24 protein-coding genes are annotated in these 23,190 nt (G+C 61.8%); 11 read left to right on the forward strand and 13 right to left on the reverse strand.

The window, feature by feature from the left end; genetic code table 11:
* Position 1: 1 nt before the first annotated feature.
* Positions 2–259, reverse strand: a complete 258-nt coding sequence (locus tag J2X35_RS17680; RefSeq protein ID WP_310188554.1) for a SemiSWEET transporter — start codon at positions 257–259, stop codon at positions 2–4.
* A 768-nt stretch (positions 260–1,027) separates the two neighbouring features.
* On the opposite strand from J2X35_RS17680, the gene J2X35_RS17685 reads away from it, so the two are divergent.
* Positions 1,028–1,960: a diacylglycerol kinase family lipid kinase gene (locus J2X35_RS17685; protein WP_310188557.1), complete on the forward strand. Its 933-nt coding sequence runs from the start codon at positions 1,028–1,030 to the stop codon at positions 1,958–1,960.
* A 90-nt stretch (positions 1,961–2,050) separates the two neighbouring features.
* Here the strand turns inward: J2X35_RS17685 and J2X35_RS17690 are convergent, their stop codons facing one another.
* Positions 2,051–3,262 carry a mandelate racemase/muconate lactonizing enzyme family protein gene (locus J2X35_RS17690; protein WP_310188558.1) on the reverse strand — a complete coding sequence of 404 codons (1,212 nt, stop codon included), beginning with the start codon at positions 3,260–3,262 and terminating at the stop codon, positions 2,051–2,053.
* Positions 3,259–4,875 carry a GMC family oxidoreductase N-terminal domain-containing protein gene (locus tag J2X35_RS17695; RefSeq protein WP_310188559.1) on the reverse strand — a complete coding sequence of 539 codons (1,617 nt, stop codon included), beginning with the start codon at positions 4,873–4,875 and terminating at the stop codon, positions 3,259–3,261. The genes J2X35_RS17690 and J2X35_RS17695 overlap by 4 nt, the downstream gene beginning before the upstream one ends.
* Before the next feature lie 194 nt (positions 4,876–5,069).
* On the opposite strand from J2X35_RS17695, the gene J2X35_RS17700 reads away from it, so the two are divergent.
* Positions 5,070–5,468 carry an acyl-CoA thioesterase gene (locus J2X35_RS17700; RefSeq protein WP_056110893.1) on the forward strand — a complete coding sequence of 133 codons (399 nt, stop codon included), beginning with the start codon at positions 5,070–5,072 and terminating at the stop codon, positions 5,466–5,468.
* A gap of 4 nt (positions 5,469–5,472) precedes the next feature.
* On the opposite strand, the gene J2X35_RS17705 is transcribed toward J2X35_RS17700, so the two are convergent.
* Complete coding sequence (locus tag J2X35_RS17705) at positions 5,473–5,844, reverse strand: helix-turn-helix domain-containing protein (protein ID WP_162246421.1); 372 nt, start codon at positions 5,842–5,844, stop codon at positions 5,473–5,475.
* 86 nt (positions 5,845–5,930) lie between these two features.
* On the opposite strand from J2X35_RS17705, the gene J2X35_RS17710 reads away from it, so the two are divergent.
* Positions 5,931–6,536 (forward strand): NADPH-dependent FMN reductase, encoded by a 606-nt coding sequence (locus tag J2X35_RS17710; protein ID WP_310188564.1) that lies wholly within the window; start codon positions 5,931–5,933, stop codon positions 6,534–6,536.
* Positions 6,537–6,602: 66 nt separating this feature from the next.
* Here the strand turns inward: J2X35_RS17710 and J2X35_RS17715 are convergent, their stop codons facing one another.
* From J2X35_RS17715 to J2X35_RS17735, 5 genes are all read right to left on the reverse strand, one after another.
* A complete protein-coding gene (locus J2X35_RS17715; protein ID WP_056110889.1) occupies positions 6,603–7,913 on the reverse strand; it encodes a hemolysin family protein in 1,311 nt (436 codons plus the stop codon).
* 86 nt (positions 7,914–7,999) lie between these two features.
* Positions 8,000–8,704 carry an LssY C-terminal domain-containing protein gene (locus tag J2X35_RS17720; RefSeq protein ID WP_310188566.1) on the reverse strand — a complete coding sequence of 235 codons (705 nt, stop codon included), beginning with the start codon at positions 8,702–8,704 and terminating at the stop codon, positions 8,000–8,002.
* Positions 8,705–8,755: 51 nt separating this feature from the next.
* Positions 8,756–9,577, reverse strand: a complete 822-nt coding sequence (locus J2X35_RS17725; RefSeq protein ID WP_310188567.1) for an extensin family protein — start codon at positions 9,575–9,577, stop codon at positions 8,756–8,758.
* 125 nt (positions 9,578–9,702) lie between these two features.
* Positions 9,703–10,509: an extensin family protein gene (locus tag J2X35_RS17730; RefSeq protein ID WP_310188569.1), complete on the reverse strand. Its 807-nt coding sequence runs from the start codon at positions 10,507–10,509 to the stop codon at positions 9,703–9,705.
* Positions 10,510–10,768: 259 nt separating this feature from the next.
* Positions 10,769–11,194 carry a DUF3775 domain-containing protein gene (locus J2X35_RS17735; RefSeq protein WP_310188572.1) on the reverse strand — a complete coding sequence of 142 codons (426 nt, stop codon included), beginning with the start codon at positions 11,192–11,194 and terminating at the stop codon, positions 10,769–10,771.
* Positions 11,195–11,332: 138 nt separating this feature from the next.
* Between J2X35_RS17735 and J2X35_RS17740 the strand changes: the two genes are divergently transcribed.
* The 4 genes from J2X35_RS17740 (at position 11,333) to J2X35_RS17755 (ending at position 14,097) form a co-directional block, all read left to right on the forward strand.
* Positions 11,333–11,683 carry a DMT family protein gene (locus tag J2X35_RS17740; RefSeq protein WP_156459911.1) on the forward strand — a complete coding sequence of 117 codons (351 nt, stop codon included), beginning with the start codon at positions 11,333–11,335 and terminating at the stop codon, positions 11,681–11,683.
* A gap of 74 nt (positions 11,684–11,757) precedes the next feature.
* On the forward strand, positions 11,758–12,291 hold the full coding sequence (locus J2X35_RS17745; RefSeq protein ID WP_056110877.1) for a tetratricopeptide repeat protein: 534 nt from the start codon (positions 11,758–11,760) through the stop codon (positions 12,289–12,291).
* A gap of 226 nt (positions 12,292–12,517) precedes the next feature.
* Positions 12,518–12,991, forward strand: coding sequence for a transcription elongation factor GreA (gene greA, locus J2X35_RS17750; protein ID WP_056110875.1), 474 nt, complete (start codon positions 12,518–12,520; stop codon positions 12,989–12,991).
* Positions 12,992–13,020: 29 nt separating this feature from the next.
* The gene (locus J2X35_RS17755; RefSeq protein WP_310188577.1) at positions 13,021–14,097 is read left to right on the forward strand and encodes a glycosyltransferase family 4 protein; all 1,077 of its coding nucleotides are present in this window, start codon (positions 13,021–13,023) and stop codon (positions 14,095–14,097) included.
* On the opposite strand, the gene J2X35_RS17760 is transcribed toward J2X35_RS17755, so the two are convergent.
* Positions 14,089–14,811: an FkbM family methyltransferase gene (locus J2X35_RS17760; protein WP_310188579.1), complete on the reverse strand. Its 723-nt coding sequence runs from the start codon at positions 14,809–14,811 to the stop codon at positions 14,089–14,091. The two genes, J2X35_RS17755 and J2X35_RS17760, sit on opposite strands and share 9 nt — an antisense overlap.
* A gap of 13 nt (positions 14,812–14,824) precedes the next feature.
* A complete protein-coding gene (locus tag J2X35_RS17765) occupies positions 14,825–15,532 on the reverse strand; it encodes a methyltransferase domain-containing protein (RefSeq protein WP_310188581.1) in 708 nt (235 codons plus the stop codon).
* Positions 15,533–15,942: 410 nt separating this feature from the next.
* Here J2X35_RS17765 and J2X35_RS17770 point away from each other — a divergent pair, with 410 nt between their 5' ends.
* Together J2X35_RS17770 and J2X35_RS17775 are read left to right on the forward strand one after the other, a co-directional pair.
* A complete protein-coding gene (locus J2X35_RS17770) occupies positions 15,943–16,803 on the forward strand; it encodes a glycosyltransferase family 2 protein (protein WP_310188583.1) in 861 nt (286 codons plus the stop codon).
* The gene (locus tag J2X35_RS17775; RefSeq protein ID WP_310188585.1) at positions 16,800–17,870 is read left to right on the forward strand and encodes a glycosyltransferase; all 1,071 of its coding nucleotides are present in this window, start codon (positions 16,800–16,802) and stop codon (positions 17,868–17,870) included. The genes J2X35_RS17770 and J2X35_RS17775 overlap by 4 nt, the downstream gene beginning before the upstream one ends.
* On the opposite strand, the gene J2X35_RS17780 is transcribed toward J2X35_RS17775, so the two are convergent.
* Positions 17,842–18,312 (reverse strand): Lrp/AsnC family transcriptional regulator, encoded by a 471-nt coding sequence (locus J2X35_RS17780; protein ID WP_056110861.1) that lies wholly within the window; start codon positions 18,310–18,312, stop codon positions 17,842–17,844. The genes J2X35_RS17775 and J2X35_RS17780 overlap by 29 nt on opposite strands.
* 226 nt (positions 18,313–18,538) lie before the next feature.
* Between J2X35_RS17780 and trxB the strand changes: the two genes are divergently transcribed.
* On the forward strand, positions 18,539–19,513 hold the full coding sequence (gene trxB / locus J2X35_RS17785) for a thioredoxin-disulfide reductase (RefSeq protein WP_310188587.1): 975 nt from the start codon (positions 18,539–18,541) through the stop codon (positions 19,511–19,513).
* 53 nt (positions 19,514–19,566) lie between these two features.
* Positions 19,567–20,463, forward strand: a complete 897-nt coding sequence (locus J2X35_RS17790; RefSeq protein ID WP_056110857.1) for a LysR family transcriptional regulator — start codon at positions 19,567–19,569, stop codon at positions 20,461–20,463.
* A gap of 468 nt (positions 20,464–20,931) precedes the next feature.
* Here the strand turns inward: J2X35_RS17790 and J2X35_RS17795 are convergent, their stop codons facing one another.
* Positions 20,932–22,983 (reverse strand): elongation factor G, encoded by a 2,052-nt coding sequence (locus J2X35_RS17795; RefSeq protein WP_310188590.1) that lies wholly within the window; start codon positions 22,981–22,983, stop codon positions 20,932–20,934.
* Positions 22,984–23,190 lie beyond the last annotated feature (207 nt).

A 23,190-nucleotide genomic window follows, 5' to 3' on the forward strand; every position in this document is an offset into this window, starting at 1 on the left:
TTCAGCCGTAGCGCAATTTCAGGCCGACGATGGTGGCGATCAACAGGAACGACACCGTGTTCGCCATGATGACGGGCAGCGAGCCGATGGCGATGCCGTAGACGATCCACAGGAACACACCCGAGGCCAGGGCGGCCGTGGTGACGAGGGAGATGTCGCGGGCCTGACGCTCGCGCAGGATTTTCATGATCTGCGGCAACCAGGCAAAAGTGGTGATGCACGCGGCGACCGAGCCGACGATTTCGAAAAGGGGATGCAAGGCGGCAACTTTCTGAGAACGCACATTGTGCGGTGCGAGATATGCCAGATTTGCCAGCGGCTGTGAAGCGGCATCGCGTCGCTGGCCCGGCAAGGAGAAGGCCCGGCTTGGTCCAGCCGTTTTCTCCGACCGCCGGCCGTTCTGCGATGCGCGCCGGGGCGAGGTTCCGAAAACAGTCGGCGCCGGGATTTCTCCCAGCGCCTCCCTGTCAGATCAGGACCTGGTCGCGGCGGCAACGTCCCTAGAGATGTCGCGCCATGCCAGCCTTGATTTTGACGGTCCTGCCAGTCGTTGCCCGAGGGCAACGTCCGTTCCAGACCACACCTGTCCCACCCTCACGGGCTTTTCAAGTGCGCCACCGAAGGACTTGTCCGGCCTTCATGGCTGCATCGGCCCGCCGTTGGCGTTCGCACGCTTTCCGCGGCCCCGTAGGTCTCGGCATCCTTCTCTTCCGGCGGCAAGCCGCTGTCGATCCGGGCCGTACGGGCCTCAGGAGTTCCGCGTGGTCGTCTCGTCTTTCGACGGGGGCGATCCGTGGCCGCCTGAGATGGGTTAAACATAGGCCTGAACGGCCCCGAACGAAACCGCCGAGGCCCTGTGGATACCGGGGTTATCGGGTATATCGGGTGGCAAGGATGGTTTTTTCGGTTAACAAGGCCGGTTCGCATCGGGCCGCTTGAGTAGCAAACATTCGGCTTGTCCGGGGAGCCTGCGCACGCTTCAATGACAGGGTGGATTCGAAACCGCGTATCGGGGGAGGGCGCAGGTTTGAAGGTCGGCGTGATCCTCAATCCTGTTGCCGGCGGCGGCAGGCTCAAGCAGCACTGGCCCGATGTGGCGGCCGGGCTGACGCGGCATTTCGGTGAATTCGAGTTGCGCGAAACCCTGGCCGAAGGCGATGCCGAGAGACTGGCGCTGGAATTTGCGCTCGATGGTTTCGGGTTGGTCATTGCCGCCGGGGGCGACGGCACCGCCAGCGAGGCGGCGGACGGGCTGCTGCAGGCGCGGGACGAGGGCGCCGGGGCAGTGGAGCTGGCGCTGCTCCCTTGCGGCACGGGAATCGATTTCGCGCGCGGTCTCGACCTGCCGCGCGATTTCGACCTGCTGCTGGAACGCATCGCCACGGCGCAGGCGCGCAAGGTCGATGCAGGGCGCATTTCCTATGTCGGCGACGACGGGGCGCTCGCCAGCCGCCATTTCATCAACATTGCAAGCCTTGGCCTTTCCGGCGCGACCGACCGGGCAGTGAATGCCGACAAGCGCAAAGGCCGCGTTTCGGCAAAGGCGCTGTTCTTCTGGAGAACGGTGCGAGAGTTCATCCGTTACCGGTTCCAGACAGTACGCGTCAGCGTGGACGACGCCCCGCCGTTCGAGGCGCGCATCGCGCTGGTCGCCGTCGCCAATGGCCGCTTCTTCGGCGGCGGCATGATGATCGCGCCCGATGCCGCCCTGGACGATGGCGTCTTCGACATCGTCGTCCTGCGCGCTGCCGGCAAGCTGGGGCTGATCCGGGACCTGCGGCTGCTCTATGGCGGGCGACACCGCAACCATCCGGCAATCACGATCCTGCGGGGTCGGAAGGTAACGGTCGAGCCGGTCAGCGGCGCGGACGCCGCGCTGGTGGATATAGACGGAGAGTCGCCCGGCCGGATCCCGGCTGTGTTCGAGATACTGCCGGGCGCGCTGACGCTCAGATATTGAGTCAGGATATTGACGGATTGATTCCGGCCATGTCGCCAAACTACTGATTTGTAATTTATTTGTGACTCGAACGACGCGCAATAAAACTCTTCAGGGCAGCAGCGGCTCCTGCTTCATCTCCAGGTGCAGGTCCGTGCCTTTCCAGGGGTGCGCTTCGCAGACGGCCTCGTCGAGTTCCACGCCGATGCCGGGTTCCTTCGACGGGATCACATAGCCGTCCTGCCATTCGATCTTCTTCTTCAGAAGCGTGGCGTGGAAGCCATCCCACTGCTTGAGGGATTCGAGGATCAGGAAATTCGGCAGCGTCGCCGCGAGCTGGATGTTGGCGGCGCCGACGATCGGACCGCAATAGCAATGCGGTGCTATCTGGATGTGCCAGGCCTCGGCCATGGCGGCGATCTTCTTCGTCTCCAGGATGCCGCCCGAGCGCCCGAGGTTGGGCTGCAGGATGGAGGCGGCGCGCTGCTCGATGACGCGGGCAAACTCGAATTTGGTTGTCAGCCGTTCGCCGGTGGCGATCGGCATCTTCGTGCCGCGCGCCACTTCGGCCATCACTTCCGGCATGTCGGGAGGAACCGGCTCCTCGAACCAGAGCGGGTCATAAGGCTCGATGGCCCTGGCCATGCGCAGCGCGCCGGAGGCGGTGAACTGACCGTGCGTGCCGAACAGGATGTCGGCTTTCGCACCCACCGCCGCGCGGATCGCCTTCATCATGCGGGCCGACAGATCGATGTCGGCAAGGCGCGGCTGGTGCCCGTCATAGACAGTGTAAGGCCCGGCGGGATCGAGCTTCACGGCGGTAAAGCCCTGGGCGACATAGGAAGCGGCGCATTCGGCCGCCATGTCCGGGTCGTTGTAGACGTTTCTCGGCGCCACATCGCTGGTGTGGACGCTGCCCTCTTCGGGATAGAGGTAGGTGTAGGTGCGCAGGCGCTCATGCACCTGCCCGCCGAGCAGCTTGTAGACAGGCTGGCCGGCTTCCTTGCCGATAATGTCCCAGCAGGCGATTTCGAGCGCAGAGAAACAGCCCATGGCCGAGACGTCCGGGCGCTGCGTGAAGCCCGACGCGTAGCAGCGGCGGAATAGCGTCTCGATGTCGTGCGGATCGGTGCCGATAAGGTAGCGTTCCGCCATGTCCTCGATCATCCGGGCGGTAATGTGGGCGGAGAAGGTGGCGCTGTAGGCCTCGCCATAGCCGACAACATTGGAATCCGTCGTCAGCCGGACGAAGATGAAATAGCGCCCGCCAATGCCGGGCGGTGGGTTGCCGACGACCCAGGTTTTGACGTCGGTAATTTTCATGCCTGTTCCTCCAGCACCATCTCCGCGCCCTTCCAGCCGGTCATGATCGACGCGGCGTTGGTGTTGCCCGAGATATTATCCGGGAAAATGGAAGCGTCGATTACGCGCAACCCATGGATCCCATGCACCCTTAATCGGGCATCAACGACAGAGCGTGCGGGGTCCGGGCCCATGCGACAGGTCGAGACCGGGTGATAGACAGTGCCGCTGCGGCGGCGGAAGTCGGAGATCAGGTCGTCATCGGACTGGATCGACGGACCGGGCAGGATTTCCTGCTCTATGAATTCGGCCATGGCAGGCATGGAGGCGATCCTGCGCACGAATTTCACCGCCGCCAGCATTTCCGCCACGTCGGCATCTGTGGAGAGGGCGTTGGCGACGATGCGCGGATGCTCGTGAGGACTGGCCGAGCGGATCATGATCTCGCCCCGGCTGGATGGGCGGCAGTTCGAAAGGCCGATGGAAAAACCCGGCCATGGATCGGGCGTCAGGATCGGCCGCTCGCCATTGCGCGGAATGACGGTGGAGAATGCCTGGAAGTAAAGCTGCATGTTGGGCAGTGGCAGCGACGGATCGGTGCGGAAGAAGCCGCCGGCGTTGTTCATGGACAGCGAGAGCGGGCCGGAGCGCAGCAGGAGATAGCGCGCGCCGACCCATGCCTTGCCCCACCAGGGACGGAGGATCTGGTTCAGCGTCGCCTGGCGGCCCCTGAACGTATAGTTGATGCCCACATGGTCCTGCAAATTGGCGCCGACATTGGCGTTGTCGCGAACTATCGGAATGCCCAGCTGCCGCAGCAAGGAAGCCGGGCCTATCCCGGACAGCTGCAGAAGTTGCGGCGAGTTGACCGAACCGGCCGATACGACGATTTCTCGTGCTGCGCGCGCGGTTCGGTTTTGTCCATCTTGCAAATATTCGATGCCGATGGCGCGAGTGCCGTCGAACAGGATCTTCGTCGCCAGAGCGTTCGTCTCGATCCGGACGTTGGGGCGTTTCATGGCTGGCCGCAGGAAGGCGCGAGCGGCGGACATGCGCCTGCCGTTCTTCGTTGAAATCTGGTAGATGCCGACGCCTTCCTGGCGTTCGCCGTTGAAGTCGGAATTGAACGGCAAGCCGGCCTGCTGCGCGGCGGCGAGGTAGCGCTTCGTCAGCGGATGGACGGCTGGCGAACAGTCGGAGACATGCAGCGGCCCGCCGGTTCCGCGCCATTGGTCCGCGCCAGCCTGGTTGTCCTCGATCGCCCTGAAGGCGGGGAGCACGTCCTCATAGCTCCAGCCGGGATTGCCAGCCGCCGCCCAGGCGTCGAAATCCTCCTTCGCGCCGCGCACCCAGACCATGGCGTTGATCGAGCTCGAGCCGCCCAGCACCTTGCCGCGCGGCCAGTGATCGGCATTGCCGGCAAGGCCGGGGTCCGGCTCGGTGCGGTAGTTCCAGTTCACGGCGGGATCATAGAAGGTCTTGCCGTAGCCGAGCGGCATCTGGACGAAGAAGCGGCGGTCGCTGCCGCCGGCTTCCAGCACCAGGACGGAAAAGCGGCGGGAAGCGGAAAGCCGCTCCGCCACAACCGAGCCGGCCGAGCCGGAGCCGACGACGATGAAATCATAGGTCTGCATGGCGGAAAGATGCGATCCTCGAACTCCAGACGCAGCCTAGACGCGCGCGGAGCCGGCGTCACCGCAGCTTCCGGCATGGCTTGTGAAAAAAGCGACCGGGTTCGTCGTTTGGATCCGGACCAACGGGCAGACCGGATCGTTGACGCCATCCTGGCATGAGGATAGGCCTTTGAGTCAGGTATGGGGAGCTATGCATGGTGCAATATGCGGACGGAAAGAAGCCGCTCGGCGAACTGACCTTGCGGACGCTGGCCATGCCTTCGGACGCCAATGCGGCAGGCGACATTTTCGGCGGCTGGGTGATGGCGCAGATGGATCTGGCCTGCGGCATCCGCGCCGCCGAGCGCGCGAAGGGCCGCGTCGTGACCGCCGCGGTGAAGGAAATGTCCTTCGCGAAACCGATGAAAATCGGCGACACATTGTGCATATATTCGCACATCGAACGCGTCGGGCGGACCTCAATGACCCTGAAGGTCGAGGCCTGGGCGCAGCGTTATCTTTCCGACCTGATGGAAAAAGTCACTCATGCCGACTTCATCATGGTTGCACTGGACAGCGATGGCAAACCCAAGGCCGTGCCGCCGGAATCCTGAACTGTCAGGAAATCCGGTCCGCGTCGAAGCGCTGGCGCGCCTCGTTGACACGGGCGATGTTGTTGATCGCCCAGTCTGACAAGCCTTTGACGGGACACAGCAATTCCTTGCCGAGCGGCGTAAGCTCGTAATCGACCCGTGGCGGGATGGTCGGGAAAACGGTGCGGGTGACGAAGCCGTCGCGTTCAAGCGTGCGCAGCGTCGTCGTCAACATCTTTTGCGAGATGCCGCCGATCGCGTAGCGCAGTTCGTTGAAGCGCATGGGGCCGCCGCCCAGCCGGCTGACCACCAGGACGGACCACTTGTCGCCGATGCGCTGGAGGATTTCGCTGACCGCGCGGCAATCCTCGCTGGCATGCAGGTGCCTCGGTTTCAAAAAAGTGCCTCCTTGCAAACGGCAAACCCAGTCTCTCATATAGCGCAGGTATCTAATCGATACCATAAGTTTTCAAGGAGAGACCAATGTCCAAACCCAAGATCGCGATTGTTGTCGGCTCGACGCGCGCGGCGCGCTTCGCCGACAAGCCGGTCGAATGGATCGCCAGGATCGCCCGCCAGCATGCGGATATCGATGTCGAGATCGTCGATCTTCGCGATTTCCCCCTGCCTTTCTTCGATGAGGTTGCCTCATCGGCCTGGGTGCCTTCGCAGAACGAAGTTGCGCAACGCTGGCAAAGGAAGGTCGCTGAGTTCGACGGCTTCATCTTCACCGCCGCCGAATACAATCATGGCCCAACGGCCGTGCTGAAGAACGCGATCGACTACGCCTCCAACGAATGGAACAAGAAGCCGGCCGGCTTCGTCGGTTATGGCGGTGTCGGAGGTGCGCGCGCCGTCGAGCAACTGCGCATGCATGCCGTCGAACTGCAAATGGCGCCGGTGAAGTCCGCCGTCCACATCACCTGGGGCGACTTCCTGGCTGTCCGCGAGGGCCAGAAGAAGCTCGACGAACTCGAGCATCTGAATCAGGCCGCGCAGGCGCTCATCAACGATGTCGCATGGTGGGCCAAGGCTCTGAAGAAAGCCCGCGAGGCAGACATCGCCGAGGAAGAAATCAGAGCGGCGTAGAAATCACGGAAATCCTGCGAGAAACAGGATGGGGCGGCCTCCGGGTCGCCCCTTTTATTAAAGATGCTAGCGGACGATCTCGCGGTGCGCGCCGGGCAGGCGGGCGGCGATGACCTTGTCGATGCGCCGTCCGTCCATGTCGACAACCTCGAAGCGCCAGCCTTGGGCATCGACCGTCTCGCCGGTGGACGGCAGATGGGCGAGATGCGACAGCACGTAGCCGGCGACCGTCTCGTAGTCACGGTTTTCCGGCAGGACGATGCCGAGAACGTCGCCCATCTCGTCGGCAGGCATATAACCGGCGAGCAGCCAGGAGCCGTCGTCGCGCTGCACGGCGCTTTCGTTTTCATCGCCGGCATCGAGATCCGAACGGAAGACGCCGGTTATTGCCTCCAAGATGTCCGCCGGTGTCACGACGCCTTCGAAGTGGCCGTACTCGTCATGGACCAGCGCCATCGGGACATCGGATTCCTTCAGCCGCGCCAGAACGTCGAGCGCGTCGGCCTGGTCATGGACGATCGGGGCATTGCGCACATATTTGCGCGGATCGAGCGTGCGGCCACCGAGCAGCGCCGCCAGCACGTCGCGGGTCTGCACCACGCCGATCATGGCGTCGACGCCGTCGCCGGCGGGCAGGCGCGAATGCTGGGTCTCCATCAGCAGTTTGCGGATGGTGGCGTCATCGGCCTGGAGGTTGATCCAGTCGACATCGGTGCGCGGGGTCATCACGGCGCGCACGGCGCGGTCGCCCAGCCGCATGACGCCGGCGATCATGCGCCGTTCGTCGGATTCGATGGTGCCATGATGCTCGGCCTCGGCCACCAGCATCTTGATCTCCTCGTCGGTGACCTTGTCGTCGCTTTTGCCACGCTGGCCGAGCAGCCACAGGATGAAACGGCCGGAAATATCGAGCAGGAAGACAAGCGGCAGCGCTACCTTGGCGAGAATGGTCATGGCAGGCGCGACGCGCACCGCCACGCCTTCGGGATCGCGCAGGGCGATCTGCTTGGGAACCAGTTCGCCGATGATAAGCGAGCCATAGGTAATGACGGCGACAACGATGCCGACGCCCAAAAGGTCGGCGACCCGCTGGCTGACGCCGGCGGCAGCCAGCGCGGTGGCCAGGCGGTCGCCCAGCGTTGCTCCCGAGAAAGCACCGGAAAGCACGCCGACGAGCGTAATGCCGATCTGCACCGAAGAAAGGAACTTGCCAGGGTTGGAGCCGAGCATCAACGCGCTGGCCGCACCTCGCACCCCACGGTCGATCATGCCCTTGAGACGGGCCGGACGGGAAGAAACGATGGCAAGTTCGGACATCGCCAGAAGGCCGTTCACACAGATGAGCACGACCACAATGGCTATTTCAATGTAAAGCATCGGCGTTCAATAGCATCCGGGATGCAAGGTCGGAAGGCGCGATTTACACCTTTGCAAACACACTTGCCCACAGCATCCGCCGCGCGTCAGGTCGCCGGCCGCAGCATTCCGACCGTTGCCTTGCCGTCGGTAAAGTAGGGATCGCCGCCGCCGTTGCGACCATTTTCGGTGGCACCCACACCCTCAATCTGCATGGATGATTCGAGCATGCCCGCCTCTGAGAGGCTTTTGATGAGATAGCCGCGTTCGGCATCGATATCCGGGCCGATGTGGTGGGTGACGGCGCCTGTGTCGTGGCTGACGCCGACGCCCATGTCGAAGCTGGCGGAACCCAGCCACATCAGGCGGCCGTCGGTGCCGACCTCGGCCGTGCGCCACAGCCGCACATGGTGACGCCTGTCGGCGCTGTCGCCGACCGGCTGCTCGAATGCGAGGTCCTGCGGTCGCCCCTGAAAGAGCAAGCGGCTTACCGGGGCGTCGGGGTAGGGGCGATCGAAAAGGACGCTTTCACCGATCTCGATGGCCGTCCTGAGCGTCACGGCGTCGGCTGTGTCCCATTTGGCGATGGCGAAGGCGTGGAGTACGTCCTTTTCGGTGCCGACGAGACCGACATTGATGGGATCGCCCGCTATGCCCTGCGGGGTGCGCGTCAACATTGTGCCCTTGGAGGCAGCGCCGCGGTCGCGCAGCGTCCACAATTCCGGCGCGACGAAATAGGCTATCCCAAGATAGGCGCCGCAGAACAGGGCGAACCAATGTCCGGCGCGCCGCGTAAAGCTCCGTTCACTCATGTGCCACCGCCAAAACCCCCGTGCGATTCTAGCCGTCGCTTGGCGGTCGCGCTAGCGGCAGGCGCGGTAGCCGTTCTTGCGGCTTTTGATGTCGAAGTGGAAGTGATTGCGGTGGTCGTAATTATAGCCGGGCCCCAGAACCGTGGTGAAATACTCGCAGCCGTCAGCACGCACGGTATCGAGGAAGCCGCGGGCACGGAACGAGAACAGGCCCTGCTTGCGCACGTCGATGTCCTTGCCGTTGTTCAGTTCGATGCTCATGACATCGAGCGCGTTGCCCTTGCCGTGCTCGGAGAGCACCCCTTCACCGGCGATCTTGCGGCAGGAATAGCTCGAGCCCTGATGGATCGCCTTGACGCCGGACATGTAGCGCCAGCGGGCGGCGGGAACGAGTTCGCGTTTGGACCAGCCCGCGAATGTCGCGGCCATGTTGCAGGTGAGCGTGGCGGCCGGCTTCATGGCGATGCTGCCGATAGAACTGACCTTGACCGGATACGCTATGCCGCACTGGCCGCCTTCGCCTATGGGCGCGAGGTCGGTGTAGGAAACGCCGAGACGGCGCAGTTCCTGCCGGCATTCGATCTCTTCCGCCGGCATCTGTTCGGCCGGAGACGACATCGGCTCATCCATGCGGGGATAGGCCGCCGTGGTCAGATAAGGATCGGAAGGAACCAGCTTCTGCATGCCGCTATAGGCGGGCACCGCGGCAGTCTGCGTGCCGACATCGACTGCCGGCTGCAGCGCGAACACGTCGCCGGTGTTGCAGGCCGATAATGCGGCAAGGGAAAGCAGGCCGCCAACCTGGATGGCTGCAAGACTGGACTGCCGCCGGCGCGGCCTGGCGGCATTTGCGGTGCGAAGGCTGGTTGCCATCGGACTATCCCTGTCCCTCGAAGAAACAGAGTTTAGTGCCCAACAGTAAAGGAAAAATCAGCGCCGCCGTTTACAGCTGCGGCCAAATTGAGGCACGGCTTCCCGCGCTTGGTATGGGCAGGGAATCATTGGCAGAAGGTGCCGCCGTTGCGTCGCGGTTCGAGGTCGAAGTGGAGATGCAGGGCGTGATCCGGGTCGCTGCCCGGTCCCAGCACCGTCTTGAACGGGCCGCATGCGGCCTTGCGAACGGCCTGCAGAAATTTCTCCTGCTTCTCCGGCGGGGCGGGCTTCACATCGACCTCGGTCCCATCGGCTAATGTGAAACGGGCGATGTCCAGCGCATTGCCGAAGGCGTGTTCCGAAATCTTCTGGCCATTATGGCGCGGACGGCAGACATAGGCCGATGCCTGGTTGATCGATTTGATCTCCGATCCCAATTCGGCCTTCGCAGCCGGCGACGCCACATCAGTCATGAATTTCGCCGCGGCTTCGGCCATGCCGCAATTCAATTCGGCTTCGGGAGCGAGGTCTATGGTCCTGGTCAGTTTTTTCATCATGAGCGGATACGGAATGGAACAGCCGATATCCCCATCATGCTCGGCCTTGCGGTTCTCGAATTCAGCTCCCATCGCCTGCAAGCGCTGGCGGCAAGCGATTTCTTCGGCCGGCAATTTGTCCTGCGGGACGACGTTGACGCGCGGATCGAGCGGCCGCTTCGGTGGCTTCTTTTCCGTGTCTTCAGGTTTCCCGGTCTGCCGACCGGCTGCCGGCTTTTCAGCCGCCCCAGCATCCGCAGGCTTTTCAGGCGGTTTGGGCGCAATGGGCGGCGGCTGCGGTTCGGAGTTTTCCGATTTGCCGCCATCTTTCGCCTCGGCCGGTTTCGGCGCATCTGCGGGCCGCATTTCAGGCACGGGCGGCTTGGCGGGTGCCACGGGCTCGGCCTCCCGTTGCAGTTCGGGAAGCGGCGCGGTTCGCGGCAATTCGGGTCTGGCTTCAGGGGATTTCGCAAGGAGCGGTCCTGCGGCCAGCAAGGCCGCCACCGATGCCAATCCAACAAGACGAGAAAATCTGCCTGCCCTCATGGTGCGATAACGGCAACAAGGCAGGGGAGGTTGCCTCGAGGCGAAACGGGGCGCTTCACAATGCGTTACGCCGTTGTCACGCGCCACTGACGCGCTGGTTGCAATGGCGTCAGGCGCCGATGGCTTCCAGTCCGTCCTCCAGCCAGTCGGCCAGCATCGGCATGCCGAGAAGATATTTCGCGGTACGCTTGCCGGTGCGTTCCCGCGCCGCTGTCACGGCCTCGGTCCATTCGGATGCCTCGTAGTCGCCGCGCCCGATCCAGGCCAGGGCGATGAGATCGGATGCCTCATCGACATTGAGGTCGGCGATCAGCTCGCGCAGTTCCACCTCGGTGAGGTTTTCGCTTTCTTCTTCGGCCAGACCGTCATGGTGATGCGTGTCCTTGCGGTCGCCGTCGAACTCGACCTCGTGCTCGGCGCCGTCGGCATAGTCCTCGTTGATTGCAGCGGTGAGTGTCTTGGCCTTTTCGATGAACAGGCGCACGGTGTCGGGGCCGATCGAAAGCTCCCATTCCCTGTCCTCATGCCGCTTCACCGGCCATCCCTCCTGTTCGCCTGGCGGGGATGATAGCGGATTTGCGAGGGCTGTCACGCCATGCGCCACGCCGACGATTGACAGACGAGAAAGCTGGCATGAAATGGTGTCTCCCTCCTTCGATCGGTTCCCCCAATGATGACGATTTTATCCTCGCCCAGGATACTGCCCATCCTGATGCTGATTGCCTCCAACGTATTCATGACGTTCGCGTGGTACGGCCACCTGAAATTCAAGGCGTCGCCGATCTGGCTGGCTGTGATGGCCAGCTGGATGATCGCGTTTTTCGAGTACTGGCTGGCGGTGCCGGCCAACCGCATCGGCAGCCAAGTCTACTCGGCAGCGGAACTGAAGACCATGCAAGAGGTCATCACCCTGTCGGTTTTTGCTGTGTTCTCAGTGTTTTACCTGAAGGAAGCTCTCACTTTGAATCATGTACTCGGCTTCGCGCTGATCGCCGGTGGGGCAGCGCTTATCTTCCGCGGTTAGGTCGTTGATTTTTCCAGGATGAATTTTGCCTCCGGCAGCGTTAGTCTCTTATCGTCTTGCGGAGGAGAATTTCGATGCACAAAGGATTCCCGGTTCATTTGATGTCAGCGTTGGTCGCTCTGCCGATGCTCGCACTACCTGCCTATGCGGCTGGTGACGGCGGCAGCGGCGCCAGCACGCCCAGCTGTGCCAAGGGCGAAGTCTATGACGATGCCCAGAAGAAGTGCGTGGCGCCCAAGCAAGGAATGCTGAAGGACGACAATATCTACGAGCAGGGCCGGGCGCTTGCGATGGCCGGACGCTACGATGAAGCAATTGCCGTGCTCAGCCTTGCCGCCGACAAGACGGATCCGCGCATCCTCAACTATCTCGGCTACTCGCACCGCAAGTCCGGCCGCGTCGTCGTCGGCCTGGGATACTACGAGGAAGCGCTGAGGAACGATCCGGGCTACACGCTGGTGCGCGAATATATGGGCGAAGCCCACTTGCAGCTCGGCAATCTCGCGGCAGCGCGCGAGCAGCTTGACCAGATTGAGAAACGGGCGGGCAAGAGCTCGCGCGAATATGGCATGCTTTCCGAACAGATCGACCGCTTCATGCGGAGCTGACCGAAGGCGCTTTTGCGACAATCGCGACGGACGCGGCTGTCGCCTTTTTCACATGGCGGAGGTGCGTCTGCATTTTTGTCGTGAAAAACGCGCAGAGCTTGCTATATTTCGATAATCCGAGGTGAGACGGTTCCGTCAGTCCCAAGCTGCCGGGCCGTTTTCTTTTTGTACCCAACGAAAGGGCCGTCCCCGAAAAGACGGGGCTGGCGGCACGAAAGGTTATGCTATGAACAAGGTGCCGATGACAGGCGAAGGATTTGCTGCGTTGAAGGAGGAGCTGCGCTGGCGCCAGCAAGAAGAGCGGCCGCGCATCATCGAGGCGATCTCCGAGGCCCGTTCGCATGGCGACCTTTCCGAAAACGCCGAATATCACGCCGCCAAGGAGTCGCAGAGTTTGAACGAGGGCCGCGTCGGCGAGCTTGAGGATCTGATTGCGCGCGCCGAGGTGATCGACATTTCGAAACTGTCGGGCGAGAAGATCAAGTTTGGCGCCACTGTCGTTCTTGTCGATGAGGACACCGAGGAAAAGAAGACCTACAAGATCGTTGGCGATCAGGAGGCGGACGTGAAGTCGGGCCGCATCTCGATCTCGTCGCCGATCGCACGGGCGCTGATCGGCAAGGAAGTTGGCGACGCCATCGAGGTCAATGCGCCCGGCGGCGCGCGCGGCTACGAAATCGTGCAGGTCCAGTTCATCTGAGTGGCCGGTTAGCCGGATCGGTCGCAGCCATGACAAGGGCGCCTTATCTCGATGCTGACGAAGTCGAGGTGATCGCGCCGAACTTCAAGCGGCGGCTCTCCGGCGTCACCTCGACCATCATCCAGCTTGTGCCGATGCAGCGCAGTCTGGGGCTCGGCATCGCCGTGCTGGGGCCGGGCCTGCCGTCCAGCCTTCCCCGGATACGATCACGTGACCTTTGGAAGCTGTGGCGGCGGCTGCCGGACGGCAGACCCCGCGTGTGGCACGCGCGCCGCAATGTCGAGATGCTTGGCGGATTGGTGCTCCGCTCGCTGGGCGCTCCGCTCAAGCTGGTCTTCACCTCCGCCTCGCAACGCCAGCACAAGGGGTGGACGCGTTTCCTGATCCGGCGGATGGATCACGTCATCGCAACCAGCCAAAGGACTGCCGCCTATCTCACTGTGCCGCACAGCGTGGTGATGCATGGGATAGACACGGCCAAATTCTCGCCCTCTGCAGACCCTGCCGCGGCGAAGGCGGCGCTCGGCCTCGACCCGGCGCAGCATTATGCCGGGTGCTTCGGCCGGGTCCGGCATCAGAAGGGCACGGACGTCTTCGTCGATGCCATGATCGCGCTGTTGCCGGCCCATCCCGGCTGGTCTGCCATCATAGCTGGCCGCGCCACCGCGCAGCATGAAGGTTTCGAACGCGATTTGAAGCAACGCGTCGCCGATGCGGGGCTGGCGGACCGCATCCTCTTCGCCGGCGAGCACACGGATATCGAACGCTGGTACCGGGTTCTGTCGCTGTTCGTCGCGCCGCAGCGCTGGGAAGGTTTTGGCCTGACTCCCCTGGAAGCCATGGCCACCGGCGTGCCGGTCGTCGCCACCGATGTCGGGGCTTTTCCGGAACTTGTCGAGGAAGGGGTTACAGGGGCGATCATACCGCGCGGCGAAGTCCAGGCTATGGTCGACGCAGCGAGGGGGTACATGGCGGATGACGCGGTGCGCGGTGTTGCGGGCCAAGCGGCACTGGATCATGCCCAGGCAAATTTTCCGCTCGAACGGGAAGCCAGGCAGCTTATCGAGATTTATGCCAGGCTTACCCAGCAGTCTCGATCAGTGTGAAGCCTCAAGGCGGGTCCTCGCGCTCAGCATGATCGTCTTGTGCTCATGCACATGCGGCTCGAACCCCTTGTCCTTCAGCGCCGCCATCATGGCCGCCACCTGTTCCTCGCCGGTGATATGCGGGTGGATTTCCACGATGATATGCTTGACGCCTGCCAGAGTTGAGCCGCTGAGCAGGTTGATTTCGGCGCCTTCGACATCCATGATGACGACGTCGGGCCTGTGCGTGGCCAATACATTGTCGAAACGGTCGCTTTCCACCTTTACCTTTTCCACATCACCCCCTCGCTCCAGGGTCGAGGAGGAGACAACATTGTCATTTCGAAAAAAGGTGATCGGATTTCCGTCCACGGTTATCGCGCGCATGTGCAAATTGGGGGTCAGCCCGTTAAGCGCATAATTTGAACGGATGATAGGTTCGAGGCGAAGGTTTGCCTCGTAGGAGAGGACTTTTTCAGCGCCGCAAATCCTGGCGCAGACCAGCGATACCAACCCGATGCCAGTACCGATTTCCAGAACACGGTGCTCCGGCTTGAGAAAGCGCCGCACAATCTTGCGCTCGTGGCTTTCGTATGTGCCCTTGAACAAGGCGGACCGAACCGAGCGTGGCGTCGTCTGCGAATCTGTGGAAATGCGAACCCCGTCCAGGGTGATCTGGCGCGTATCCGCAATGCGATGCCAATTCAGCATCAGGCCGCGGAACGGATTCTTCATAAGCCGACCTCTGTCACTTCGTCGCGGTGATAAAATATCCCATCGCTACGCCGCAAATGCGTTCACCCCGTTTGCCTGAATAAAGGCCCTCGTTACGGGAGAATGCGATCCTTGCATAGATCAGGTCCGCGAGATGGGAGAGATGGAACCGCGTGCGCTTGAACAGGCCACGATAGCCACGAATGCTTGCGGCGCTGGTGTAGCGGCCCCAAACCAGGGGCTGCAAACTCACCTGGGAAAATCCGGCGCGTTTCAACGTTTCCCGCCACCAGCTTGGTGTTGCCCTGAAGAAGTCGTCCGGATGGCCGTGGATGCGGAAAATGAACGGCACCGTTATGTAGACAAGGCCACCGGGCGCCAGGACCCGGTGGATTTCGTCAATCACAAATTTCGCATCGTAGATGTGCTCGAGTGTATTGAGGCATAGACAGGTAGCATAGTGATTGTCTTGGACAGGAAAGGTTCCGTCCGGCTGGACCAGATGCGTTGGTTCGATGGTCGGATCTATGTTGACGGATTCATAGCCGACATGGCCCGGGAGCAGATCTTTGTAGAGAGAATTGCGACCGCCACCCACATCGAGCAACGGTGCGGCAAGCGGCACTTGGCCAAGCCTCTCGTACTCCATGGCCCGGAGGCAGCTGATGCCTTTTTTTTGGGTATAGAGACGTCTCCATCGAAAAATTGAAGGTAGCGGCGGCGAAATATATGTGTAATCCATGAAAATAACTCTCTTTGCCAATAAAAACAGTAGGAAACCTCATCAAAAATTTTTGACGACGGTAATTCTGTTTACTCAGTGCAAGGAGGAAGTTCTTTCGCGCAATTTCTATTTTCTAAATAAAAAATTGTAATTTCACTATCTTTATAAAATCTATCAATGTTTCTATTGATCTTAACGTCGGCAACGGCACATCGTATCTGATGTGCATATCTCGAAAAAATTCTAGGATAATCGTTCGTTTGGACTGCTCCCCCAAGCAATTTACAAATAAACGAAACTGCTGCGGGGTGAAAGGGCCTACTTGCGGCGCGGATTGCATTTCCGCCGACGGGATTCTAATGCTCCGGCTGACGATCTGCGGGTAGGGTACTGCGGTTTGTGAACCGCGCGGCGGAAGGGATCCCGGCTTGGCTACAGAGGTTTCAAGAGCGGAAGGCGCGCTTGCCCTGTCGGCATTCATCATCTGCCTGAACGAGGAAGCCTATCTCGGCAATTGCATCGAAAGCCTCGATGTCTGCAGCGATATCGTGATCGTGGATTCCGGCTCCACCGATGGCACGCTGTTTCTGATCCAAACCTACATTGAACGAGGCTGGCCGATCCGGCTGTTTTCCGAACCATGGCGCGGCTATGCCGGGCAGAAGCAGTATGCGCTGGAGCAATGCCGCGAAGACTGGTGCTTCAACATTGATGCGGATGAGCGGTTCGACGAGCCGCTCAAGGAAGTGCTGCCGCACCTGCTGAAGGCCGAACCCGGTATCGTCGGATGGCGCATCGCGCGGCGTCCATATTTGATCGGCTACGGGTATACGCCGCGGCGGGTGCATGAGCGGCGCAATCTGCGCCTTATCCGGCGCGGTCATGGAAGCTACGATCTCTCGCAAAAAGTCCATGAGGGCATTCGGCCAGACGGAAAGGTCGAAAACGCCCTTCAGGGGAGCCTTCTGCATTTCCGCCCGTTGGTCATGGACGAGCAGATATTGAAAGAGAACAAATATTCGTCTTTGAAGGCAGACCAACTGGTCGCGGCAGGGACGAAGCCTCGCAGGATCAAGCTTCTGTTCAATCCGCCGGTGTATTTTCTGCGGCTCTATCTGCGCAACGGTCTTTGGCGGTGCGGCTTTCCCGGGTTCATCGAGGCCATGACAGGGGCGGTCTATTCATTCCTCACCGAGGCCAAAATATACCAGAGCAACGCTTTGCGGGATCGGCCGTCGATGGACGCGATGGACCGCGCCGACAAGCCCGGACCGAAGGCAGGCGCATGAAGGTTCTGCATTTCCATTTCGGCAAGGACGGCGGCGCCGAGCGGTTTTTCGTTCATCTCCTCAACGGCTTCGCTGAACGTGGGGTCGAGCAGAAGGTCATCATCCGCCCGGACCGGACGTGGAAACCGCTGATAGATGGCTCGGTCGAGGTAATGGAGAGCCATTTCCGCACCTTTTCGCTTGACCGTCTCATGCTGCCGCTGCGTGTCAGCGCGCTGATAAGGCAGTGGAAGCCCGATTGCGTCTTCGGCTGGATGCCCAAGGGGGCAAAGCTGGTGCCGGCAAATCCGGAGCCGTTGCGGCTGGTTCGACTTGGGGATTATCCGACCACCCTGAGCAAATTCCGCAACATCGATACGGTGGTCTGCAACACGCCGGGGATAGCTCGCCATGTCCGCGAAATGGGCTGGAAGCGGGGCGTGGAAGTCATCTCCAATTTTACCAGCATGGAACGTGTGGCGCCGTTCGACCGCGCCACACTCGACACGCCACGGGATGCATTCCTTATCGCCTCCATGGGCCGTTTCGTTCCGCGAAAGGGATTCGATGTGCTGGTGCGCGCGCTCGCGCTGCGGCCCGACGCCTATCTCTGGCTGATCGGGAATGGCGAACAAGAAGCCAATCTGCGCGATCTCGCGTCGCAATTGAACGTTCTGGAGCGGGTTCGCTTTCTCGGCTGGCGGAAGGATCCAAGGCCCTATGTCGCGGCCAGCAATTGCTTTGCCATGGCGTCAAGCCATGAACCGCTGGGCAATGTCGTTCTGGAGGCGTGGGCGCAAAGCGTTCCCGTCGTTTCAACACGGTCGGAAGGCCCGGCATGGTTCATGCGGGACGGTGAGAACGGATTGCTCGTCGACATCGGCGATCATGAAGGGTTTGCCGCAGGCTTTGCCCGGATCGAGAAAGAGGACGGTCTTGCCGGAAAGATCATAGACGGCGGTCTTCAAACCCTGCAGACCACGTTTTCGCGCGAAGCCGTTGTCCAGGCCTATCTGGATTTGTTCGCTTCGCGAGCTACGGGCGCAGCCGGCGGCAACATCAAATCACCACCAGCCCCTCGTCCTTGACCCGGCGGATGGTGAGCGCGGTCCGCACCGTATCGACGTTCGGCGCCGAGGCCAGTTCCTCGATGACGAAGTTCTGGAAGCTGCCAAGGTCACGCGTCACGCAATGGAGAAGGAAGTCGGATTCGCCCGACACCATCCAGGCGTCGCGGACGATCGGCCACAGGCGGGTCCGTTCGGCGAAAATCTTGAGTTCGGCGTCGGATTGGTGGTTGAGCCCGACCAGGCAGAAGGCGACCACGTCCATTCCGAGCGCCGGGGCGTTCAGCAGCGCCCGGTATTTGCGGATGATTCCGGTTTCCTCCAGCCGCCTGACCCGCCGCAGGCAGGGCGGCGCGGAAATGCCAACACGCCGCGACAATTCGACATTCGTCATGCGGCCGTCATCCTGCAGTTCCTTGAGGATCTTCCAGTCGATGGCGTCGAGGTCGGCCTTGACGGGCATGTGCGTTTTTCCGCGGCGTGAGTCTGCTTTTAATTAAACGAGTTTCGGCGCTGCGCCACCCGTCACAGGCACAATTCGCCGGAACGGGCGGTTGACCTCACATTGCTGGCGGCAGCTTTCCGGGGACACTTCTCAACTGTCCTTGCTGGGTTCGCGGCCAGCACTTACATTACGCAGGCATCGATCTTGTCTGGCGCCATGGCGGCGCTTCTGCAAAGGCTGTTCCATGACGGTAAAGCATGCCCCTGTCCTGATTATCGGTTCCGGCCCGGCGGGCTACACGGCTGCGATCTACGCGGCGCGCGCCATGCTGAAGCCGATGCTGGTGGCCGGCCTGCAGCAGGGCGGCCAGCTGATGATCACCACGGATGTCGAGAACTATCCGGGATTCGCCGACCCCATACAGGGGCCGTGGCTGATGGACGAGATGCTCAAGCAGGCCGTGCATGTCGGCACCGACATCGTCAACGACATCATCGTCGAGGTTGACGTGAACGTCCGGCCATTTGTCGCCAAGGGCGATTCCGGCACGGTCTATACGGCCGATACGCTCATCATAGCGACGGGAGCGCAGGCCAAATGGCTTGGCATCCCGTCCGAACAGACGTTCATGGGTTTCGGCGTTTCCGCCTGCGCGACCTGCGACGGCTTCTTCTACCGCGGCAAGGATGTCGCGGTGGTCGGCGGCGGCAATTCCGCGGTCGAGGAGGCGCTCTATCTGTCCAATCTGGCCAGGACGGTCACCGTCATCCATCGCCGCAACGATTTCCGCGCCGAACGAATCCTGCGCGAGCGCCTGCTGGGCAAGGAAAACGTCAAGGTGATCTGGGACACGGTGGTCGACGAAGTTACCGGCCGTCCGGGCAAGACGCCGCTGCCGCCTTCGGTCGAAGGGCTGAAATTGAAGAACGTCGTCACCGGCCAGGAATCCAGTCTCGAGGTCGATGGGGTGTTTGTCGCGATCGGCCACGCTCCGGCGGTCGAACTGTTCGTCGGCAAGCTCAAGCAGAAGCCGAATGGCTATCTGTGGACGGCGCCGGATTCGACGCGCACCGACGTGCCCGGCGTGTTCGCGGCGGGCGACGTGACGGACGACATTTACCGGCAGGCGGTGACGGCGGCGGGAATGGGCTGTATGGCTGCGCTTGAGGCGGAAAAGTATCTGGCCGGGGTAGAGGTGCATCGGGAAGCGGCGGAATAAGCCGTAAAATACCCAAATTTGTTGTTCAAACGCCAACCAAACGAGGGGAATCAATGGCGTTGGATTGGGACAAGCTTCGCGTGTTTCACGCGGCGGCTGAGGCTGGGTCATTCACCCATGCCGCGGAGACACTGCATCTGTCGCAATCGGCGATCTCGCGGCAGGTGAGCGCGCTCGAGCATGATGTCGGGGTTCCGCTGTTCAACCGTCATGCCCGCGGCCTGGTGCTGACCGAACAGGGCGAGATGCTGTTCCGCACCGCGCATGACGTGCTGATGAAGCTGGAAACGATCAAGACCCAGCTGCGCGAAACCAAGGATCGTCCTTCCGGCGTCCTTCGGGTAACCACAACCGTTGGTCTCGGAACCGGCTGGCTGACCGAACGGGCCAAGGAATTCCTCGATCTTTATCCGGAAATCAATCTCCAGCTGGTGCTGACGAACGAGGAACTGGACCTGACCATGCGGCAGGCGGACTGCGCCGTGCGGCTTCGCCTTCCACAGCAGCCCGACCTGATCCAGCGGCGGCTGTTTACAGTGCATCTGCACGCCTTCGCAGCGCAATCTTATCTCGACAAGCATGGCGTGCCGAAATCGGTCGCCGATCTCGACGGGCACCGCATCGTCACCTTTGGCGAGCCGGTGCCATCCTATCTTGCTGGTCTCAATGCGCTTGAAACCGTCGGCCGGCCCGAGGGCGACAAGCGCCCGACGGTGCTGCAGATCAACGATCTGATGTCGGTGCGAAGGGCCGTTCGGCGCGGCATCGGCATCGCCATGCTGCCCGGATATATGGCCGACAACGATTCCGGCCTGGTGCCGATCCTGCCGGAACTCGAAGGGCCGTCTTTCGACACGTTCTTCGTCTACCCGGAAGCGATGAAGAACCAGGCCAAGCTGAAGGCGTTCCGCGACTTCATGTTCGCCAAGGCACGTAACTGGTCCTACTGACGGGCTGGCGTCAACAACTCGGGTGGACGCCCCTGCCGGGGCGGCCCGGCTGCTGATTTCGGCGCCATAAGAGGCGAGGCGATCCAGACCGCTAAACCCTTTCATTGCAGCGTAAATCGGCAAACTGCCTACAAGCTAATCGATTTTTCCCGCATTTCTGGCCCTATTGGCGTCAGTTTGCCTTTGGACCACAGCCTTTGTCTTTTTGCATGCGTGCGATGCAAAATCGATGCTTGTTTATTGGGCAGCCGGCGCTCATATTCAGGTCATCTCCTGGATGCGTTCTCCTCCCATTAGCATCCTGGAGTGTTCCCCTCTGGAGGTTTAGCCCTAACGGGCGCTTCCATCAAACTCAGCCGGGTCTTCTTGATCCGGCTTTTTTGTTTTCCGAAACAGCTGTTCCCTGGTGGTAAATGAAAAAGCGACGTCCATGTCCGGACGCCGCTTTTTGCTGCTTGCCGGCTTTCGTCAGGCCGCCTTGCCACGACCGTTCAACGCCTCGTCGGCCAGCCGACCCGCCAGTTCGGCCATGTGGTCGAAGCTGGCGCGATAGGTAGCGACACCGGCGGTGGCCGAGCGAAGCTCGATGATGAGATCGCCGATCTCGGATTGCGGCATCGTCGCCTCCACGACGTCCCAGCCGGGCCAGTCCGGCCTGGCGTCGTAGCCCAGGATCTGGCCGCGCCTCTGCGGCACCAGGGCGATGATGCGCGCGGTTGCGTCCGACGGCGTGAAGATCTCCACTTTCATCACCGGTTCGAGCAAAGTCGGCGAGCACGCGGCCACGCCCTCTTTCATGGCCAGCTTCGCCGCCATCTGGAACGCCATGTCGGAAGAATCGACCGCGTGATATGAACCGTCCGACAGGTTGACGGCGATGTCGACGACCGGGAAGCCCAGCGGCCCGGACTTGAGATAGTCGCGGACGCCGGTTTCCACCGACTGGATGTAGGTCTTGGGCACCACGCCGCCGGTAATGGTGTCTGTGAACTGGAAGCCCGAACCGCGCGGCAGCGGTTTGATCTGCAGCACGACATCGCCGAACTGGCCATGACCTCCCGACTGCTTCTTGTGGCGGCCGCGCTGCTCCACCGACTTGCGGATCGTCTCGCGATAAGGGACGGCCGGCGCATAGCCTTCGACGGCGATCTGGTTCCTTCCCTCGAGCCGCTCGCGCACGACGCGCAGGTGCATCTCGCCATTTCCGGAGAGGACGGTTTCGGCCGAATCCTGATTGTGGGTGAGGGACAGCGAGGGGTCCTCGTCGGCCAGCCGGTGGATCGCCGCGGACATCTTCACGTCGTCCTTGCGCTCCTTCGGTCTTAAAGCAAAGGCGTAGACCGGCTGCGGCGGCGCCAGATCAACAAGCGGCTTCAGGCCGCCCTTGGCCGAGGTCAAGGTCTGGCCCGTCCTCGCTTCATCCAGCTTGCCCAATGCTACAGTATCGCCGGCCTTGGCGGAGGTCTGCTTGATCTGGTCCTTGCCGAGCAGCTTGTAGATTCCCGACACCTTGACCGTATTTCCGTCCGGCAAATAGAGATCCGAACCGTCGGCAATCTGGCCCGAAAGGATGCGCGAGACCGAAAGCTTGCCGCCATGCGGCGTGTGGAAGGTCTTCATCACCTGAACGACCGTGGCGTTTCCGTCGGGGGCGCCGAGGCGCTTGCGGGTTTCCTCGACGTCCGGGGCGTCGTGGCGGATCGCCTTGAGCAGCCGCAGGACGCCGTTGCCTCTCTCGGCGGTACCGATCAGGACTGGCGTGACAACGCCGCCGCGCAAATCGGCTGCGAGATCGTCGAACACCTCGTCCTTGGGTGGCTCGATCTCCTCCAGCAACTGCTCCATGAGCTGGTCGTCATGGTCGGCAAGCGTCTCCAGCATGGAAAAGCGCGCCTCCGTCTCGCGGGCTTTCTCGTCGCCGGGAATCTCGATGATCTCGCTTTCGGCGTATTCGCGATAGACGTAGGCGCGCTCCAGCGCCAAGTCGATGGAACCGATGACCACGCCATCCTTGCGCAGCGGAATCTGGCGCAGCAGCAATGGCACGGAGCTGGCAGGCTGCAGCAGCTTCAGCGTATCGCGCACGCCGGCCGAGCTCTTGTCGATCTTGTTCAGGAACAGGACGCGCGGCATGCCGAGGTCGTCGAGCTTGCGCATGATGAGCTGCAGCGCCGGGATTTTCTTCTCGTCGGCTTCGGCGACGACGACGGCCAGGTCACAGCCGGCGAGCGCTGGCTCGGCCTCGAAGGAAAATTCGATCGAGCCGGGGCAGTCGACGAATGTCATCGCGTCGCCCATGAACTGGGTGGTGGCGAAGGTCGCCTCGACGCTCATGGCGTGGGCTCTCGCTTCGGGCGAATTGTCGGAAACCGTATTGCCGGAAGAAACCGCCTGCTGGCGGGGGATTGCGCCCGTGCGGGCGAGAATGGCTTCGAGAAGTGTCGTCTTACCGCTTGCGAAGGGACCGACTATGGCGATGCATTTCGGTCCCGTGCGTCGTCCTCCGGCGCGATTGCCCATGGCTTGCCTCCACTCGCGTTGTCATCGAGAGCGATCAGCAAGTGGACTGCGGTTTCGCCGATCGCACTCTGAGCTTCTGGAAGCGGCGGCCGGCCTGCGGCCGTCGCGGGCAGGCTTGCCAGTCTGCCGATCGCATCGTCACACGGGTTCGGGGGCAGGGCAAGAAAAATAGCGCCGGCTCTTGCGAAGCGGGACGCGCTGGCCAAG

It is taken from the genome of Mesorhizobium sp. BE184, assembly GCF_031457045.1.
Classification (GTDB): Bacteria; Pseudomonadota; Alphaproteobacteria; order Rhizobiales; family Rhizobiaceae; genus Mesorhizobium.

Coding starts and splice junctions, on each gene's coding strand:
- J2X35_RS17780 (WP_056110861.1), bottom strand. CDS start 18,312: ATGCCCGTCAAGGCCGACCTCGACGCCATCGACTGGAAGATCCTCAAG.
- J2X35_RS17760 (WP_310188579.1), bottom strand. CDS start 14,811: ATGAAGAATCCGTTCCGCGGCCTGATGCTGAATTGGCATCGCATTGCG.
- J2X35_RS17720 (WP_310188566.1), bottom strand. CDS start 8,704: ATGAGTGAACGGAGCTTTACGCGGCGCGCCGGACATTGGTTCGCCCTG.
- J2X35_RS17775 (WP_310188585.1), top strand. CDS start 16,800: ATGAAGGTTCTGCATTTCCATTTCGGCAAGGACGGCGGCGCCGAGCGG.
- J2X35_RS17725 (WP_310188567.1), bottom strand. CDS start 9,577: ATGGCAACCAGCCTTCGCACCGCAAATGCCGCCAGGCCGCGCCGGCGG.
- J2X35_RS17695 (WP_310188559.1), bottom strand. CDS start 4,875: ATGCAGACCTATGATTTCATCGTCGTCGGCTCCGGCTCGGCCGGCTCG.
- J2X35_RS17715 (WP_056110889.1), bottom strand. CDS start 7,913: ATGCTTTACATTGAAATAGCCATTGTGGTCGTGCTCATCTGTGTGAAC.
- trxB (WP_310188587.1), top strand. CDS start 18,539: ATGACGGTAAAGCATGCCCCTGTCCTGATTATCGGTTCCGGCCCGGCG.
- J2X35_RS17745 (WP_056110877.1), top strand. CDS start 11,758: ATGCACAAAGGATTCCCGGTTCATTTGATGTCAGCGTTGGTCGCTCTG.
- J2X35_RS17755 (WP_310188577.1), top strand. CDS start 13,021: ATGACAAGGGCGCCTTATCTCGATGCTGACGAAGTCGAGGTGATCGCG.
- J2X35_RS17790 (WP_056110857.1), top strand. CDS start 19,567: ATGGCGTTGGATTGGGACAAGCTTCGCGTGTTTCACGCGGCGGCTGAG.
- J2X35_RS17795 (WP_310188590.1), bottom strand. CDS start 22,983: ATGGGCAATCGCGCCGGAGGACGACGCACGGGACCGAAATGCATCGCC.
- J2X35_RS17710 (WP_310188564.1), top strand. CDS start 5,931: ATGTCCAAACCCAAGATCGCGATTGTTGTCGGCTCGACGCGCGCGGCG.
- J2X35_RS17690 (WP_310188558.1), bottom strand. CDS start 3,262: ATGAAAATTACCGACGTCAAAACCTGGGTCGTCGGCAACCCACCGCCC.
- J2X35_RS17740 (WP_156459911.1), top strand. CDS start 11,333: ATGACGATTTTATCCTCGCCCAGGATACTGCCCATCCTGATGCTGATT.
- J2X35_RS17700 (WP_056110893.1), top strand. CDS start 5,070: ATGGTGCAATATGCGGACGGAAAGAAGCCGCTCGGCGAACTGACCTTG.
- greA (WP_056110875.1), top strand. CDS start 12,518: ATGAACAAGGTGCCGATGACAGGCGAAGGATTTGCTGCGTTGAAGGAG.
- J2X35_RS17765 (WP_310188581.1), bottom strand. CDS start 15,532: ATGGATTACACATATATTTCGCCGCCGCTACCTTCAATTTTTCGATGG.